This is a genomic window from Arthrobacter sp. 05T442 (assembly GCF_056395945.1).
The window spans coordinates 1-15,766 of the sequence record NZ_JBFTKM010000014.1 but is presented as its reverse complement, the minus strand read 5'-3'; the positions used below and the strand labels follow the sequence as shown (position 1 = coordinate 15,766).

The following is a 15,766-nucleotide window of genomic DNA, read 5'->3' as shown; positions in this document are numbered from 1 at the left end:
TCGAGCAGTGTCTTGAGAACGGTCGTCCACGGGCGGCGGCTCCCAAGTCGGCCTACCGGGCCGTGCGGCGGGTGAAGACCAGGTGGAGAACTCCGGATGGAGAAGGGGTCGCTTCGATGTCAAAGCGTTGTTCGAGTCCTTCGAGTCCATCCCAGAGCCGTTCGCCCCGGCCCAGGACGATCGGTACGAGGACGATGTGCATGTGGTCGATCAGATCGGCCTCGAGGAACTGTCGAATTGTGCTGACGCCGCCACCGATCCGGACGTCGAGGTCGCCGGCCAGGGCGCGGGCCTGCTTGAGTGCGGTGACGGGGTCGGCGTCAACGAAATGGAACGTTGTTCCGCCTTCCATCTCAAGTACCGGCCGAGGATGGTGTGTCAGAACAACGACAGGAGTGTGGAAGACAGGGTTATCGCCCCACCATCCCTTCCATTCCTCGTCCTCCCAGGGACCGCGTTGAGGGCCGAACTTGTTGCGCCCCATGATCTCCACGCCGATCCCGGGCCCCCACGCGCTGGCGAACGCCTCGTCGACGCCGAAGGATCCCTCCGACTCCCCGTGAAAGCCCATCGCGCGGAAGGTGCGCGTCTCGAAAGCCCACTCCATTAGCCGTGAGCCTGCGTGACCGAACGGAGCCTCGAGTTGCTGGCCCTCGCCGGTGCCGAAGCCGTCGAGGGAGACCGAGAAGTTATGCACGCGGACGAGGGACATGTCATCTCCTGAAGTGCTTGTCGTTGGCAGTCACTCTATGGTGATCGAACCCAACGACTCAAGAGCGACGACGGGAGAATGGCGCCGCGATGTACACGGAACCGCGCAGCGGATGCCCATCAGTGCGGCGCTCGAGGTTCTGGGTGAAGCTGGCCTTTCCAGGCGTACTGTTGAACTATGAGCTGCAAAGTTGGAGCGCGGTCCTCGTGACCCGCAAATGGTTGCGTTGGTTGCCCGCCGTGGCCGTTCCCGCCGTCATCGCCGCCGGCGCCCTGACGGGCTCCCTTCCCGCGAGCGCCGGGGATCCCCTGCCGGCCAAGTCGCCGGAGCAGGTGCTGCAGCTGCTTGCCCAGCACCGCAAAACCGCACTGTCCGGAACGCTCGAGCAGTCCTCCGACATTGGCCTTCCCGAACTTCCCACCGCTGGTCCCGGCGGCTCCTCGGATACCGCGTGGCTGGAGCTCCTGACCGGTCCGCACACGGCCCGGGTCTACACCGACGGCGAGCACAACGCCCGCGTTCAGGTCATGGACCGCCTGGCTGAACGGAATGCCGTCCGGCGCGGCAACGATCTGTGGTTCTACAACTCCAAGGACAACACCGCCAGCCACGTCCAGCTGGCGGCCGACGCCACCGACCGGCATGCGGCCGACACCGGTGCCATGCCCACCCCCGAGCAGCTGGCCGCCAAGGTGCTGGCCAAGCTCGACCCGGGCACGGATGTGAGCGTCGGCGCCGACGTCCAGGTGGCCGGGCGGCCCGCATACAACCTGGTGCTGGCGCCGAAGTCATCGGCCACCCTGGTTGCCTCCATCGCGATCTCCGTCGACGGGCAGAGCGGATTGCCGCTGGGCGTCGAGATTAAGGCGCGCGGACAGGCTGATCCGGCCTTCCGGGTCGCCTTCACCAGCCTGACACTCGAGGCTCCGGACGCGTCGGTCTTCAACTTCACTCCGCCGCCGGGGGCGACAGTCAAGGAAATACCGGTCCCTGAGCACAAGTCCGATGCCACGAAACCGCCGGCCGACGAGCCCAAGGGCGCCCACCACCCCAGCGTCACAGGATCCGGCTGGGAAGCCGTCACCGGATTCCCCGCGGGAACGGGCATGTTCCCGAAGCCCGGGTCCAAGGACCAGCCTGACCCGAAGTCGCCGGACAAGGCACTTCCCGGCGGGTCGGCCTCCGGGGCGGCGTCGCTCCTCCAGCAGGCCACCGTTCCCGTCTCCGGCGGGAGGCTCCTGCACACGTCGCTGGTGAACGTGCTGATCCTCGACGACGGCAGGATCTTCGTCGGTTCCGTGCCCCTGGAGCGGCTCCAGGCCGCGGCCGCGCAATGATGACTCTGCGGCTGGCGGTCCGGGCGGCGGCCGAGTGACCCCCGCCTCGCCGGGTGAACTGAGCATCGAAACCACGGGCCTCAGCAAGCGGTTCGGCCACCAGTTGGCGGTCGACGGCGTCGATCTGGCCGTGCCGAGGGGCTCGGTGTTCGGCTTCCTGGGCCCCAATGGCTCGGGCAAGACCACCACCATCCGGCTCATGCTCGGACTGGCCGCCGCCACGGGCGGCTCCGTGCGCGTCCTGGGCGAGGAGATGCCCCGGCAGCTCGATTCGGTCCTGCCCCGCGTAGGTGCCCTCGTCGAAGGGCCAGCGTTCTACCCGTTCCTGTCCGGCGCGGCAAACCTGCACCGCATGGATGCCGCGGATCCGCACGGATTCGCCGCCACGCGGCGGGCCCGGGTCCGGTCCGCCCTGGAGCGCGTGGGCCTGACGCACGCCGCGGACAAGAAGGTCCGGGCGTACTCGCTGGGCATGAAGCAGCGCCTGGGTATTGCCAATGCCCTCCTCGCTCCCCGGGAGCTCCTGGTCCTGGACGAACCCACGAACGGCCTGGACCCGCAGGGCACCCGCGAGGTGCGGAGCCTGGTGCGTTCCCTCGCCGCCGACGGAGCCACGGTGTTTGTCTCCAGCCACCTCTTGGCCGAGGTGGAACAGATCTGCACCCACGCGGCCATCATGAGCGCGGGCCGGCTGGTTGCCCAGGGGACGCTGGCGGAACTGCGACAGGCGGGCCAGGCCCGGATTCGCGTGCTCACGCCGGACCCCGGTACCGCGGCGCAGGTTCTGGCGGCCCTGGGCCTGACCGCCAGCACCAGCCCCGACGGCGGCAGTCCCGCCAGCGCGGGAGCAGTGCTTTTTGCACCCCTGCCGACTGCGGCCGGCGACGGCGGTGTGGCGCCGGAAGCTGTGGTGGCGGCGCTCGTGGCCGCAGGCGTCCGCGTCCGTGGCTTCTCTACCGAGGAGGTCAGCCTGGAAGACCGTTTTGTGGCGCTGACGGGGGAGGGCTTCGACGTTGTCCAGTGACTCCGCCCTCCGGCACTCGGGCCGAACTTCCGTCCCGGTGTCCGTCCCGCGCCGCCGGTGGAGCGGCGGCCTCCTTGCGTCCGAACTCGGGGTGCTCTTCCGCCGCCGCAGAACCTGGGCCATGCTATTCGCGCTGGCGGCAATTCCTGTCCTGATCGCCGTCGCCGTGCGGGTGTCATCCGCGGTGCCTCCGGGCCGCGGGCCGGCATTCCTGGACCGGATCATGCAGAACGGATTGTTTGTCGGCGTCACAGCCATGGTGGTGTCCGTCCCGCTGTTCCTGCCGCTCACCGTGGGGGTCGTAGCGGGGGACACCATCGCGGGCGAGGCCGGGCTGGGGACCCTGCGCTACCTGCTCGTCGCCCCGGCAGGCCGGAACCGGCTTCTGCTCGTGAAGTACGCAGGGGCGGCGGTGTTCGTCGTCGTGGCCCCGCTCGTGGTGGCGCTGGTCGGTGCCGGCATCGGGGCTGCCCTCTTCCCGGTGGGTCCGGTGACGCTGCTCTCCGGCGACTCGATCGGGGCAGGCGACGCCATGGTGCGGCTGCTGCTGATTGCCGCCTATCTGGCCGTCTCCCTGCTGGGGCTGTCGGCAATCGGCCTCTTCATGTCCACGCTGACGGATGTGCCGGTCGGGGCGATGGCGGCCACCGTGGTGCTCTCCGTTGTGTCACAGGTGCTGGACGCGCTGCCTCAGCTGGACTGGCTGCATCCCTGGCTGTTCAGCCACTACTGGCTGGACTTCGGGGATCTTCTGCGCCAGCCGGTCTCCTGGGACTCCTTTGCCAGCAATGCGCTGCTGCAGGGCGGCTACGTCGCCGTCTTCGGGGCGCTCGCCTACGGCAGGTTCGTCACGAAGGACGTCCTCTCCTAGGGTGCCGGCCGGGCGGCGCCCCGGGTATTCCGCGCCGGCAAGGAGAGGCCGCGCACTGATTCATGACCCGTCAGTACCGGGCGGCGTAAGGGTAGAGCTGCATCCCGGACATGGAGGCAAGGTCAGTGACGGTGATGCCGGCGTCCGGGTTCAGCGCCTGGACCACCCGGCCGCCGCCAAGGTAGATCGCCACGTGGTAGAACCCCGGTGCCGAGCCCCAGACCAGCAAGTCTCCGGACTGCGCCTGGGCGAGAGGCACGTGCACAGGTGCCTGGGCGAACTGCTGGGAAGCCGTGCGCGGCAGGTACTTGCCGGCTGCCGCGAACGCGTTCTGCACCAGCCCGGAGCAGTCAAAGCCATAGGCCCCGGTCCCGCCGTACTGGTAGAAGTAGGGCGAGCCGATCTTTGCAAGGGCCACTGATATCGCGGTCTGGTTCGACCCGCCGGGCGCGGGCGACGGAACCGGTGCGGGAACGGGAACGGGAACCGGCGCCGGAGCGGGCGCTGGAGCGGGGACGGGGGCAGGCGCTGGAGCAGGTGCCGGCGGCGCCTGGGCCGGGGCGGCAGGGGCGGGAACAGCCGGAACGACGGCGGGACGCGGCTGTTCTGCCGGCGCTGCCGGTTGCTGGGCCGCCTGGTTTGCCGGCGCCGGCTGCGGCGCGGTTCCCGACGCCCCTTGTGCCGCCGCCGCGGTCACGGCAGCGAGCCGCTCCTGCTGGCGCTGGCGGTCCAGGGCATCCACCCGGGCTGATTCCAGCGCGACGGTGGTGTTCTTGAGGCTTGCCAGCTGGTCCACCAGGACGCTCCGCTGCGCCTGGGCGTCGGACACGGCTTTTCGCTGGGCATCGCTGGCCCGCTGCGCGTCCGCCTTCCGGGATTCCGCTGTCCGGGCCGCCTCATCCGCGGCGCGGTTGGCCTCCGCGGCTGCCGCCGTCAGCGACTCCGCAGCGGAGGCGGCGGTTTCCGCGGACTGGAACGCCCTCGTACGGCCGGCCGTCACGGCCTCGAGTGTTGCCGCCTGCTCCAGGGGATTCCCGCTGCCGCTGACCAGGCTGCTCAGGGCCGGATTCAGGCCGCCGTTGCGGTACAGATCGCCGGCGAGCTGGCCGATCTGCTTGCGCGTTTTCTGCTGTTCGGCCCCGGCCGCTGCAGCCTTCGCGGCGGCGACGGCGGCCGCATCACGCCGGGTTTGAAGCTCCACGAGGGCGTCGCCGTAGTTGTTGTTGGCCTGCAGGGACGCCGCGAGGCTGGATTCCTGGGCCGTGGAGGCATCCGCCAGGAGACTGTCGATTCGGGTGACCTCGCCCGCCGTGGCGCTTTCACTGGACTTCGCCGCGGCGATCTCCTCAGGAGAAGGCGTCTCGGGCGAGGCCGGCACGGCCGTGCGGGACAGCTGAGGGGATGCGGCCTGCGCCGGCAGCGCCAGCGATCCAAGAAGTACGACGGCGGCGCAGAGCACCGCGCTCTTTCGGCCGGATCCGGTCCAACTCATGGGCAAAACCTCGCTGAAGTATCAAGCTGGAATGAGCGAGGTTGGATTCTGGCGCATGGAAAGGCCCCTCTGCGGATCACCCAGCAGGGACGAGGCTACGTGCCAAAGGCCACTTTGGCAACACGAGTCACACCAATAACATAAACAACAACAATGTCATTTGGTCACATTTGAGCGGGGCGTGTCGGGGTGGGGGAGCCTGATTTCACGGCCGGCCGGCCGGTGGGCAAGGCGCGCAAGGCAGGCGGGCAGCCCGGCTGTCGCCTTGCGCGGGGGCGTGATCAGGCGTGCTGGTGGGCCTCGTGCTCGGAGTGCGTGGCCGGTTCCAGCTGGAAGGTGCAGTGCTCGGTGTCAAAATGCGAGCCGAGGCAGCTTGTGAGCTTGTCCAGGACCTGGTCCGCGCCGCGGGCACCCAGCGCCGCATCTTCCACCACCACGTGGGCGGAGAAGACCGGCACCCCGGAAGTGATCGTCCAGATGTGGATATCGTGCACGGAGACCACGCCCTCCACGGCGAGGATGTGCTCGCGGATCATCTGGACGTCGACGCCTTTCGGGGTCGCCTCCAGCAGGACATCCACGACGTCGCGGAGCAGATGCCAGGCCCGGGGCAGGATCATGAGGGCAATGAGGATGGAGGCGATAGTGTCCGCCGCACGGTAGCCGGTGACCATGATGACGATTGCCGCGGCGATGACGGCGAAGGATCCGAGCAGGTCGCCGAGCACCTCGAGGTAGGCGCCGCGCACATTGAGGCTTTCCTTCTGGGCTCCGCGAAGGATCAGCAGTGACGCCAGGTTGGCCACGGCGCCGAGGACGGCGGCGAACAGCATGACGCCGGTCTCCACCTCGGGGGCCGAGCCGAGCCGCCGGACGGCTTCCGTGAAGATGACCACCGAGATCACGATCAGGACCAGGGCGTTGGCCAGTGCCGCCAGGACCTCGGCCCGCTGGTAGCCGTAGGTGCGCAGGTCGCTTGCGGGACGGGCGGCGATCCAGGCGGCCAGCAGGGCGATGAAGACGCCGGCGGCGTCGGAGAGCATGTGCCCGGCGTCGGCGAGCAGTGCCATCGAGCCGGACACCATGGCCCCGACAATCTGTATGACCACGACGGCGAGCGTGATGCCCAGGACGGCCATCAGGCGCTTGCGGTGTTTGCCTGTGGCGGTCATTCCGTGCGAGTGGCTGTGGTCGTGTCCCATGGTTACAAGGCTAGTCCCAGCCGAGCTCGTGGAGGCGGTTGTCGCTGATGCCGAAGTGGTGGGCGATCTCGTGCACCACCGTCACGGTGACTTCCTCGATCACGTCCTCCCGGGAGGCGCAGATGTCCAAGATCGGCTGGCGGTAGATGGTGATGCGGTCCGGCAGTGAACCGGCGTCCCACCAGGAGTCCCGCTCGGTCAGGGGCACGCCCTCGTAGAGGCCCAGCAGCACCGTGTCCGGATCCTCTCCGGGCCGCGGGATGTAGTCGTCCTCGATGAAGACCGCCACGTTGTTCATCGTCCGGGCAAGGTCCTGCGGGATCCGGTCCAGGGCGTCACTTACGGCGGCCTCGAAGTCGGCTTCGGACATCGGGAACGGCCCCTCGGCCGGGCCGCCCGGATCGATCGGCAGGCCCGGAGGCAGCGAAGCGGACATAGCTGAACTGTACCGCTGAACAGTTAGCGGGAGCGGCGCCGGGTCAGCCCTACGCCTGCCAGGCAGATCACGCCGCCGACCAGGCCCCAGATGGTGGGGATCTCGCCCAGCACCAGCCAGGAGATGAGGATCGTGGTGCCGGGGACAAGGTACGTCGTCGCCGCGAGTCGTCCGGCGTCGATCAGAGAGAGCGCATACGCCCACGTTGTGAAGGCGATGGCGGTGGGGAAGACGCCAAGGTAGACGAGTCCGAGCGTGGCCGGCAGCGGTGCCGCCTGCAGCTCGGTGAGGAGCTGGCCGCTGAACGGCAGGCAGCAGATGGCGCCCACCATGATGCCGAACCAGGTGGCCTGGGCGGCCGGGAACTTCCGCAGCACCGGCTTCTGGACGATGACGCTGACCGCCGCGAGTGCAGCCGCCAGGAGGCACAGCAGCACACCGGCTACGTCCGCCGTCGACCGCTGCCCGGAACCGAGCGCGATCACGGCGACCCCGCCGAACGCGACCAGGCTGCCGATGATGAGCCAGCGCGGGAAGCCTTCCTTCAGGATGAGGCCGGCCATGACCGCGACGAGGATGGGATTGACGTTGATCAGCAGGGCGCTGGTTCCCGCGTCCAGGAGGTGCTCGGCGGCATTCAGGGAGACGTTGTAACCGCCGAACCACATCACCCCGTAGGCCAGGATGGGCCACCATTCGCGACCCCTGGGCAGGGCGCGCAGCTTCGGCAGCACCACGAGGCCGAGGACGACTGCGCCAACCGCCAGCCGGCCGAGGGTCAGCGGACCAGGGGAGAAGCTGGGGCCGACGGCCCGGATGCCGACGAAAGCGGAGGCCCAGAGCACGACGGTGACGACGACGGCGGCGATGCCGAGTCTGCTGATCGGGGCCGGCTGGCCAGGCTGTCCGGGCAGGGTGGGCGCGGGGCGGTTGGGGCGGGTGGGAAGGGCCGGGGGCACTTCGTGGGTGCTGTCCGGCTGCGTGGGGCCTGTTTCGGCGGTTGTTGCCATGCTGCCAATCTAGTGCCTGCAGGGCCGCGGCAGCTGGCGGAAATCGGTCACTTCTAGTCGAGTTCCTGCCAAGCGGGCAACCGCCCTTGGCTGCCCTCACCGGAGCGCCCGCGCCGCTGCCTGGATGATGGCCGTGGCGACGTCGTTCAGGGCCGTGGATCCATAGCGCCATTGCTGCCAGTGGAGCGGGACGTCAACGAAGGAATCCGGTGCCATGATCTGGAGCCTTGCCTGGTCCAGATCGGCCTCGATTTCGCTCTCCGGGAGCAGCCCCCACCCCATTCCCAACCGGAGGGCTTCGCCGAATTCGTGGGCGGCCGGAACGTAGTGCCTCGGCGGCTGGAGGTCTTTGGGGCTGAACCGCCGCAAGAAGCGGTCCTGGAGATCGTCCTTGCGGTCGTAGACGATCACTGGAGCCCCTGCCAGGGTTTCCTTCGTCACTCCGCCGCCGAACCACCGTCTGGCGAAGCCGGGCGTGCAGACCGGAAGGTAGCGCATTACGCCGAGCCTACGGGAGGTGCAGCCCGGCGCCGGCTTGGCCGTGGCCGTGATGGCGGCGGCAGCAACGCCGCTGCGCAGCAGGTCCAGGGAGTAGTCCTGGTCCTCCCGAAGGATTTCAAGCTGGACGTTGCCGGACACCGCGGCCAGGCCAGGCAGGGCCCAGGCGTGCAGCGAATCGCTGTTGATCACCAGGGTCAGGCGGGTCCCTGCGTGCGGGATGCCGGGCTGCAGCTCCTCCGCCAGCTCGGTGGAGAGCATGTCGAGCTGCCGGGCAAAACGCACCACCGCCTGTCCCGAGCTGGTGAGTTCGATGGGCCGGGTCCGGCGCAGAACCGGCCGGCCCACTGCCACCTCGAGGGCCCGGACGCGTTGGCTTACGGCCGACGGCGTGACCGACAGCTCGCTCGCGGCCCCCTCGAAGCTTCCGTGGGCGACGATCGCGGCCAGGGTCCGGGCCTGCTCGGGCTGGATATCGATCATTAGCCCAGCTTATGTTGCATCAATAGCTTTAACTGGTTTCACGGCGGATGCGCGCCTAACGTGGACTGCGTGATCCTCTCCGTATTTTCGGGCCTCGCCAGCGGCCTGTCCCTCATCGTCGCCATCGGTGCGCAGAACGCCTTCGTTCTCCGCCAAGGCATCCAGCGCACCCACGTCGCCCTCGTGGTGTGCGTGTGTGCGGTGTCGGACCTTGTGCTGATCGTGCTGGGCGTTGCCGGCCTCGGCATCGTCATTGAACGTGCGCCGGCGGTCCTCGACGTCGTGAGGTGGGCCGGGGCCATCTTCCTGCTGGCCTACGGGGTGCTCGCGGCCCGGCGCGCCATCCGCGGCGGACTGCCGGACCAACCCAAGGCCCTAAACGGCGGAAGCTGGGCGGCGGCCCTGGGCACGTGCCTTGCGCTGACCTGGCTGAATCCCCACGTCTATCTCGACACCGTGCTGCTGCTCGGATCCCTCGCCAACACCCACGGCCCGGACGGGAAGTGGTGGTTTGCCGCCGGTGCGGCGCTAGGCAGCACTCTCTGGTTCACGGCGCTGGGCGTCGGGGCCCGGTTCCTGGCGCCGCTGTTCCAGCGGCGCAGCGCGTGGAGGGTGCTCGACGCCGGCATCGCGGCAGTCATGGTCACCCTCGCCGTCGTCCTCATTGCCTGAGACTGCGGGTCCCTGGCGCGCCTATCGCTTGCGGTTTGACCACTCCAGCAGCCGTTCCACCGGCCACGTGGTGACTATCCGCTCGGCTGGGACACCGTTGAAAGCTGCGCGTTCGGCCCCGTACTGGAGGAAGTCCAGCTGGCCGGGGGCGTGCGCGTCGCTGTCGATGCTGAAGAGGCAACCGGCATCAAGGGCGGCCTGGATGAGATCGTCCGGCGGGTCCTGGCGCTCCAGCCGCGAATTGATTTCGACCGCGACCCCATTCTCTGCGCAGGCCGCGAACACCCGCCCGGCGTCGAATTCGGAGCGGGGACGCGTTCCCCGACTCCCTTCCACGATGCGGCCCGTGCAGTGGCCGAGGACGTTTATGTACGGATTCCTCAGGGCGGCCAGCATCCGGCGCGTCATGGTCCGCCTGTCCGAGCGGAGCTTGGAGTGGACGCTCGCAACCACGATGTCCAGGCGGTCCAGCATGTCCGCCGACTGGTCCAGCGTCCCGTCTTCGAGGATGTCGACCTCGATTCCGGCCAGGACACGGATGCCCGTGCGGCCGGCGCCGATCCGCGCCACGGCGCCCAGCTGGTCATCGAGACGCTCGGCGGTCAGGCCGTTCGCGATTCTGAGCCGGGGGGAGTGGTCGGTCACGGCGAGATATTCCCGGCCCAGCATTTGGGCGGCGTCAACCATGAGTCCGATCGGCGAACCGCCGTCAGACCAGTCGCTGTGGGTGTGGAGGTCGCCGCGGAGGGCCGCCAGGAGCGCGTGGCCGCCCTGTGCGAGAGGCTCGGCGCCGCGCTCCCGGAGGTCGGCCAGGTACCCGGGGATCTCCCCGGCCACGGCCTGGGCGATGACCTCGGAGGTTCTGTCCCCGATTCCCTTCATCCGCTTCAGCCTGCCGTCCCGGCTCCGTTCGGCCAGCTCCACCGGGTCCAGGCCGCTGATGATCCAGGCTGCCTTCCGGAAAGCCTGCACCTTGAACGTGGCCGCGCGCCCGCGTTCGAGCCAGAAAGCGATCTCATTGAGGGCAGCGACGGCGTCCATCTGTCCATCATCCGCCTGCCGGGACGGGGCCTGTCCAGCCCCATTGTCCGGGCAGCACCGCCCGATTTTGGATAATACGGAGGTTGGCCCTATAGTTTTATAGGTCCAGTTCGGAGCAACTCGAAAGGACAAAAATGAACGGCTTCGGCCCTTTATTTTTGCCCCTGATGAGCCGAATTGAGTTCTGGCCCCCATCGTCTAGCGGCCTAGGACACCGCCCTTTCACGGCGGCGGCACGGGTTCGAATCCCGTTGGGGGTACGCAAGGAACTGGTCAGGCCGGCTGTAAAAGTCTGGTAGGCTAAAGGCCTTGAAAAATTGCGGTAGCGATACTGCAGAGAAGCAAGAAAATAGCAAGGCCCTGTAGCGCAGTTGGTTAGCGCGCCGCCCTGTCACGGCGGAGGTCGCGGGTTCAAGTCCCGTCAGGGTCGCTCTGATTGCCAGAAGAAATTCCGGCTGTCATGGTGACATGTCACCTAGGCTCTGTAGCTCAGTTGGTAGAGCGTTCGACTGAAAATCGAAAGGTCACCGGATCGACGCCGGTCGGAGCCACCAGCTAGAACCCCGCAGTTCCCAGTGTTTACACGGGAACGGCGGGGTTTTTTCTTTCCCTTCCTGTCTGCTGAGCTTCGAAGTGGATCTCTAGTACTTCGTAATGTGGGCCCGAAGTTGCCACCAGGCGACACCGGAATCGGGACGGTTTGTCGCGACTACCACACCCGTGCCGGAGTAGGCTCAGTAAACCAACAGGGGGTAGGGGTATGACGGGCAAGGTTGCGGGAACGCCGCGGGTGCAGGATGTGCTGGTGTGCGTGCTGGTGGTTCAGGTGGTGTTCGCCCTGACCGCAGGCGCGGCCCTGATCCTCGATCCCGGGGGCATCCTGGACGATCCGTTCGACCAGCTGATGGCATCGTTCGTGGTCGTAATGCCGATCATGATGGCCGTCGTTCTGGCCGTGCGTTTTCGCCGGGGCCACCGGGCGGAGCGAAGCCGCACGAGGGCGACCGCCCAGCTGATGGACACGGTTCTAAGCACCAGCCATGAGTGGGTGTGGGCGGTGGATGACCAGGGGCTCTTCACGTTTTGCAGTCCGGCCAGCGCCGACTTGCTGGGCTGGGAGCCGTCGGAACTTCTCGGCCGGCGGTATGACGTGGTTATCGACGGCCGGGACTTTACGCGGGCCAAGGCGGACGTGGCTGCAGCGGCCGGGCCGGGCTGGAGCGGGGTTGTTGTGCGTTGCCGGCACCGGGATGGAAGTGCCGTCTTGATGGAGGTCTCGGGGATGGCGCGACCGTCCAAGAAGGGCAACGGGGGTGGTTTTGAAGGCACTAGTAGGGTGCTGCCGCCGCTGACGGCACGGGAGGCGGTAGATTCCCTCAGCCGGGACCAGCTCCAGCGGATGATCGACCAGAACAGGCTGCTGACCGCTTTCCAGCCCATCCACCACCTGAGCACCGGAAAGCTCCTTGGCGTCGAGGCACTGGCCCGATTCGTCGACGAGGACGGTGCCGGAGCGGAGTTCTGGTTCGCCGAGGCCGCCGTCGTGGGCCTCTTGGGTGAACTCGAATTTGCCGCTCTGGAAACCGCCCTGGCGGCCGCCCAGGCGCTTCCCCCGGACATCTATGTGGCCTTGAACATTTCACCGGAGACCTGCCTGGATCCACGGTTGCCCGGTCTCTTGCAGCGGTCCGGCCTGTCGCTGACGAGGCTGGTCCTCGAACTGACGGAGCGGCTGGAAGTATCCGAGTACGGTCCCCTCCTTTCGGTGCTGGCGCCACTACGGGCCGAGGGTCTGCGCATCGCCGTCGACGATGCAGGCTCGGGGTTCGCTTCCATGCGGCACGTGCTCCACATCCGGCCCGACATCATCAAACTGGACCGCAGCCTCATTGCAGGGATCGACGACGACCAAGGCCAGCACGCCCTCGGTGCGGCCCTGGTCGAATTCGCGCGCCAGATCGGCGCAACCCTCGTTGCCGAAGGAATCGAAACCCCAGCGGAGCTCGCCGCCGTGGCCGGAATCGGAATGACGGCCGGACAGGGCTACCTCATCGGCAGGCCATCGATCCATCCGAAGGACTGGGCGGCCTGGTTCGAAGCCTCACGCCCGGGGACGGGCCCGGACCGGCCATAGCAGCCGCATCCACCCACCTTGCGGACGCGACGCCGGAGCAACCTGGTGCCTGTCGGGGGTGCTGAACCCGTCCCGGGGTTCCGGACGGAACGGGCTCAACGGTTCGACACGTTGAAGCAAATGTGGCAAGACCCTAGGCCAGTTCGGGGGAACTGGCCACGATGTAATCCAGTGCGGCGGGACCGGACATGGCTAGCGTGTTGTCGCCAGGTGTGATCCGGCGGCCTTTGAGTGCCGTCCAGAGGGCTTCGGCGGACTCCGGCTGGAGCTGGTTTATCAGGCACCAGCTTGTGTACAGGCCGTACAGCTCTCCCCTGTCCAACCCGTCGTCGGTTTCCCGGTCGGTGGTCAACGCCTCTGCGAGGAACCGGTCAAAATGCGCGCTCATATCCGTTCCTTCATGTTATTGGCATCCCTGGATGCTCCGCCGCTAACGCTCTGGCAGCCGGCCCACAGACCGGTAGCCAACGCTGAATTTATTCCAGGAAGACAACTCTGTCCAGTTCCCCGCAACAGCGGCGTCAAGTGTCCCGATCCCGGTTTGACGCTGCAAGGGCCGGTCCTGGGGCCCGCCTCCGGCCGGCGATTCAGCTACGGGTCGACCCCGATTGTCGAGGGCTTTGGAGGGAATTTACAAACTGGGCGAGTTGGTCCCGGAGGATTTCCCATTCGTCGAAGTCCGGGGGAACGGCGGCGTTCTCGGCTTCGCGGGCTGCGCTGAGGGCAGCTTTTCCGGCGTCAGTTATCTCGACGTTGAGCTGGCGGCGGTCACGGGGGTTCCGCTTCCGCGTGAGCAGGCCTGCCTCTTCCAATCGGGCCAGGACGCGGCCCAGGGTCTGGCTTTGAACGTGGACCAATGCGGCGAGTTGTTCTTGATTTACGGGACGGGGTGCCAAGGCTTTGAGGGCGATAACTGCGGCCCGCGTCAGGCCAAGTGGTGCGAGTGCGTCGTCAAGGCGGCGCTGAACCAGGCGGGCGGCTGTGGTGAGAAGCATGTAGCCGTCCCGGATGTGGGCCGGGGGGTCGAGGGGCATCGAGTGACGGCCTTCCTTCAGTTGAACAAAAATCAAACAGGGCGGGCAGGACGTGGGCTGGCGTTAGCCGCACCCCTGGCCTGCCCCGATCAACTACCGGCGCGTGACGCCGCCGTCGGTTTCTTCGGCGGCCACAGTTTCAGTGCCGAGGCGGACGCGTTAGACCGGAACCGTTTCCTTCTGGGCTTTGGTGTAAGGGACGAGAATGTCGCCTCCCTCAGCGCTGGTCCCTTCCAGCGGGACAAAGGATTCCGAAGTGCCGAACAGTTCGGTCTTGGCCGTGACCCACGTGGGCTGGACGTTGCCATCGTCCGCGTAGACCTGGCCGATGGATCCGATCTTGTCCCCGTCAGTGGAAAGAACGGTTCCACTGCGTTGGAGCAGGTCATCGATACCTTCCCTGGTGAGCACGATGTCTCCTTGGATCTGTGATGCGATGTGGGGTTCAACGACTCCGTGGGAAACTTTGCATGAGTCCACCATAAGCATGCTTAGTAAGTTCTTGGCAAGCTTGCTGAATAATGTCCTCTGCTGCGGCCGACGACTGCATCTGACGACGACTGCCCGATGGCCGACGCATCTGATCCGTCCGGCGTCGCAGCTGACGTCGTTCAAAATCCATTGATGGGAGACCCGGCCAGCCGTGCAGGTTCCCTGTTGCGCCACCAAACGGCAGGATCGCTATCGTTTATTGTTTTGCCGTATCCAGGACCCTAATCCTGACATAGGGTGAAGGGCACCACACGATACCCGGGTGGGCCTTCGGCCGGAATGACGAATTTGGATCGGCATCGTGGCGGGGGAGATGCGGCATCAGGGTTGATGAGAGCGAGAGGTACGAAGATGATTCTTACCGGCACTGGCCCTCGGTGTGCCTCTGACTGTCATGTCATTCCTGCCGCGTGCCAAGGTACGCAGAACGGCCGGGGCGCAGAATCAGCATTTCCGTCCGCAAACAAATAGGGAGACTCTCATGTTGCTTTGGATAGCCATCATTATCGCTGTTCTCTGGCTTCTCGGCTTGATCGGCGGTATCGGAGGAGGGTTCATTCACCTGCTTTTGGTTATTGCCGTGGTCGTTCTGATCTTCCACTTCATCCGGGGCAGGTCCCGCGCGTAAATTCGAAACAATATGCCGCCGCCGCGGTTGCCGGATGCGTCGGTTAGATCCCCGTGAGGGCCGACGCCTGGCCAGCCGTGTGCTGGCCACCGGTTCGGCGTCCCGGCAGGCGGCTGCTTGGCGTTATTCCTGCGCTGGGTGTCCCTGACCGGAACCCGTAACCACGTCCAAACTCTGGCCGAAGAGGCCGGGCCGGCCCGGCCCGAAGAGTTCGCCCGGTCCTTGCATGTCCTGATGAAGGGCTCCATCATCTCCGCGGCCGAAGGCGACACGCAGGCCGCGGCCCGCGCGCGCCAAATGGCCGGCTGGCTCATCGAACACCGTCAACCACACCGGCGAGCAGCACTCCCTTGAGGCTGCAGTCATCATCCCGGCCCGATCGTCGCGTCCGGTTGTTCCTGGAGCTCAAAAAGGCAACGGCGGACGTAGCGATCCGGGCGTCGGGTCGCGGGCCGACGAGTGGAAATACTGTGTGACTTTCTCGTAAATTTCCCCTCAGTGCAGTGTCGTTGCACCGGGCCGGGACAGGCGTGCTGCGAGGCCCGAGAGCAGGATGGTGATTCCCTCATCCAGTTCGGCTGCACCGTCGTAGTCGGCGAGGACCGGGGCCAAGGTGCGAAGGCGGGGGAAGTCCTTGGGCGGCAGACGGTGCAGGCCCAGGCGCAGAAGGGCTTCGTTTTCCTCCGGGTCGACGACGAAT

The 15,766-nt window shown here is 66.9% G+C and carries 17 protein-coding genes, 3 tRNA genes and 1 pseudogene; 10 read left to right on the top strand and 11 right to left on the bottom strand.

Annotated features, from left to right (window positions below; genetic code table 11):
* Positions 1-52: 52 nt before the first annotated feature.
* Positions 53-712 (bottom strand): dihydrofolate reductase family protein, encoded by a 660-nt coding sequence (locus AC1DES_RS13685; RefSeq protein ID WP_476896250.1) that lies wholly within the window; start codon positions 710-712, stop codon positions 53-55.
* A gap of 206 nt (positions 713-918) precedes the next feature.
* On the opposite strand from AC1DES_RS13685, the gene AC1DES_RS13680 reads away from it, so the two are divergent.
* Genes AC1DES_RS13680 through AC1DES_RS13670 form a run of 3 tightly spaced genes read left to right on the top strand, consistent with a single transcriptional unit; the run spans position 919 to position 3,944 of the window.
* A complete protein-coding gene (locus AC1DES_RS13680; RefSeq protein ID WP_476896249.1) occupies positions 919-2,049 on the top strand; it encodes a LolA family protein in 1,131 nt (376 codons plus the stop codon).
* Positions 2,050-2,083: 34 nt separating this feature from the next.
* Positions 2,084-3,073 carry an ABC transporter ATP-binding protein gene (locus AC1DES_RS13675; RefSeq protein WP_476896248.1) on the top strand — a complete coding sequence of 330 codons (990 nt, stop codon included), beginning with the start codon at positions 2,084-2,086 and terminating at the stop codon, positions 3,071-3,073.
* Between the two features lie 37 nt (positions 3,074-3,110).
* Complete coding sequence (locus AC1DES_RS13670; protein WP_476896322.1) at positions 3,111-3,944, top strand: ABC transporter permease; 834 nt, start codon at positions 3,111-3,113, stop codon at positions 3,942-3,944.
* 70 nt (positions 3,945-4,014) lie between these two features.
* Here the strand turns inward: AC1DES_RS13670 and AC1DES_RS13665 are convergent, their stop codons facing one another.
* The 5 genes from AC1DES_RS13665 to AC1DES_RS13645 form a co-directional block, all read right to left on the bottom strand.
* The gene (locus tag AC1DES_RS13665; protein WP_476896247.1) at positions 4,015-5,436 is read right to left on the bottom strand and encodes a C40 family peptidase; all 1,422 of its coding nucleotides are present in this window, start codon (positions 5,434-5,436) and stop codon (positions 4,015-4,017) included.
* Positions 5,437-5,717: 281 nt separating this feature from the next.
* On the bottom strand, positions 5,718-6,638 hold the full coding sequence (locus tag AC1DES_RS13660; protein WP_476896246.1) for a cation diffusion facilitator family transporter: 921 nt from the start codon (positions 6,636-6,638) through the stop codon (positions 5,718-5,720).
* A 10-nt stretch (positions 6,639-6,648) separates the two neighbouring features.
* Positions 6,649-7,074, bottom strand: a complete 426-nt coding sequence (locus tag AC1DES_RS13655; RefSeq protein ID WP_476896245.1) for a metallopeptidase family protein — start codon at positions 7,072-7,074, stop codon at positions 6,649-6,651.
* Between the two features lie 23 nt (positions 7,075-7,097).
* Positions 7,098-8,084: a DMT family transporter gene (locus tag AC1DES_RS13650; protein WP_476896244.1), complete on the bottom strand. Its 987-nt coding sequence runs from the start codon at positions 8,082-8,084 to the stop codon at positions 7,098-7,100.
* 96 nt (positions 8,085-8,180) lie between these two features.
* Positions 8,181-9,065, bottom strand: a complete 885-nt coding sequence (locus tag AC1DES_RS13645) for an ArgP/LysG family DNA-binding transcriptional regulator (RefSeq protein WP_476896243.1) — start codon at positions 9,063-9,065, stop codon at positions 8,181-8,183.
* Positions 9,066-9,134: 69 nt separating this feature from the next.
* On the opposite strand from AC1DES_RS13645, the gene AC1DES_RS13640 reads away from it, so the two are divergent.
* Positions 9,135-9,737 (top strand): LysE/ArgO family amino acid transporter, encoded by a 603-nt coding sequence (locus AC1DES_RS13640; RefSeq protein WP_476896242.1) that lies wholly within the window; start codon positions 9,135-9,137, stop codon positions 9,735-9,737.
* Between the two features lie 21 nt (positions 9,738-9,758).
* Here AC1DES_RS13640 and AC1DES_RS13635 read toward each other — a convergent pair whose 3' ends face one another.
* Positions 9,759-10,778 carry a PHP domain-containing protein gene (locus AC1DES_RS13635; protein ID WP_476896241.1) on the bottom strand — a complete coding sequence of 340 codons (1,020 nt, stop codon included), beginning with the start codon at positions 10,776-10,778 and terminating at the stop codon, positions 9,759-9,761.
* 187 nt (positions 10,779-10,965) lie between these two features.
* Between AC1DES_RS13635 and AC1DES_RS13630 the strand changes: the two genes are divergently transcribed.
* The 4 genes from AC1DES_RS13630 to AC1DES_RS13615 all read left to right on the top strand — a co-directional run bounded on the left by AC1DES_RS13630 (position 10,966) and on the right by AC1DES_RS13615 (position 12,912).
* Positions 10,966-11,038 (top strand) — tRNA-Glu (locus AC1DES_RS13630).
* A gap of 96 nt (positions 11,039-11,134) precedes the next feature.
* Positions 11,135-11,208 (top strand) — tRNA-Asp (locus AC1DES_RS13625).
* Between the two features lie 48 nt (positions 11,209-11,256).
* Positions 11,257-11,332, top strand: a tRNA-Phe gene (locus AC1DES_RS13620).
* Between the two features lie 206 nt (positions 11,333-11,538).
* The gene (locus tag AC1DES_RS13615; RefSeq protein WP_476896240.1) at positions 11,539-12,912 is read left to right on the top strand and encodes a sensor domain-containing phosphodiesterase; all 1,374 of its coding nucleotides are present in this window, start codon (positions 11,539-11,541) and stop codon (positions 12,910-12,912) included.
* Between the two features lie 133 nt (positions 12,913-13,045).
* Here AC1DES_RS13615 and AC1DES_RS13610 read toward each other — a convergent pair whose 3' ends face one another.
* The 3 genes from AC1DES_RS13610 to AC1DES_RS13600 all read right to left on the bottom strand — a co-directional run bounded on the left by AC1DES_RS13610 (position 13,046) and on the right by AC1DES_RS13600 (position 14,357).
* Complete coding sequence (locus AC1DES_RS13610) at positions 13,046-13,300, bottom strand: hypothetical protein (RefSeq protein WP_476896239.1); 255 nt, start codon at positions 13,298-13,300, stop codon at positions 13,046-13,048.
* Between the two features lie 199 nt (positions 13,301-13,499).
* Positions 13,500-13,946, bottom strand: a complete 447-nt coding sequence (locus AC1DES_RS13605) for a MarR family winged helix-turn-helix transcriptional regulator (protein WP_476896238.1) — start codon at positions 13,944-13,946, stop codon at positions 13,500-13,502.
* Positions 13,947-14,105: 159 nt separating this feature from the next.
* Positions 14,106-14,357 carry a PRC-barrel domain-containing protein gene (locus AC1DES_RS13600; RefSeq protein WP_476896237.1) on the bottom strand — a complete coding sequence of 84 codons (252 nt, stop codon included), beginning with the start codon at positions 14,355-14,357 and terminating at the stop codon, positions 14,106-14,108.
* Between the two features lie 475 nt (positions 14,358-14,832).
* On the opposite strand from AC1DES_RS13600, the gene AC1DES_RS13595 reads away from it, so the two are divergent.
* Positions 14,833-15,066, top strand: coding sequence for a lmo0937 family membrane protein (locus tag AC1DES_RS13595; protein WP_476896236.1), 234 nt, complete (start codon positions 14,833-14,835; stop codon positions 15,064-15,066).
* 117 nt (positions 15,067-15,183) lie between these two features.
* On the top strand, positions 15,184-15,420 hold the full coding sequence (locus AC1DES_RS13590) for a hypothetical protein (RefSeq protein ID WP_476896235.1): 237 nt from the start codon (positions 15,184-15,186) through the stop codon (positions 15,418-15,420).
* 141 nt (positions 15,421-15,561) lie between these two features.
* Here AC1DES_RS13590 and AC1DES_RS13585 read toward each other — a convergent pair.
* Positions 15,562-15,766 (bottom strand): annotated as a pseudogene (locus AC1DES_RS13585) (TetR/AcrR family transcriptional regulator); the annotation flags it as partial.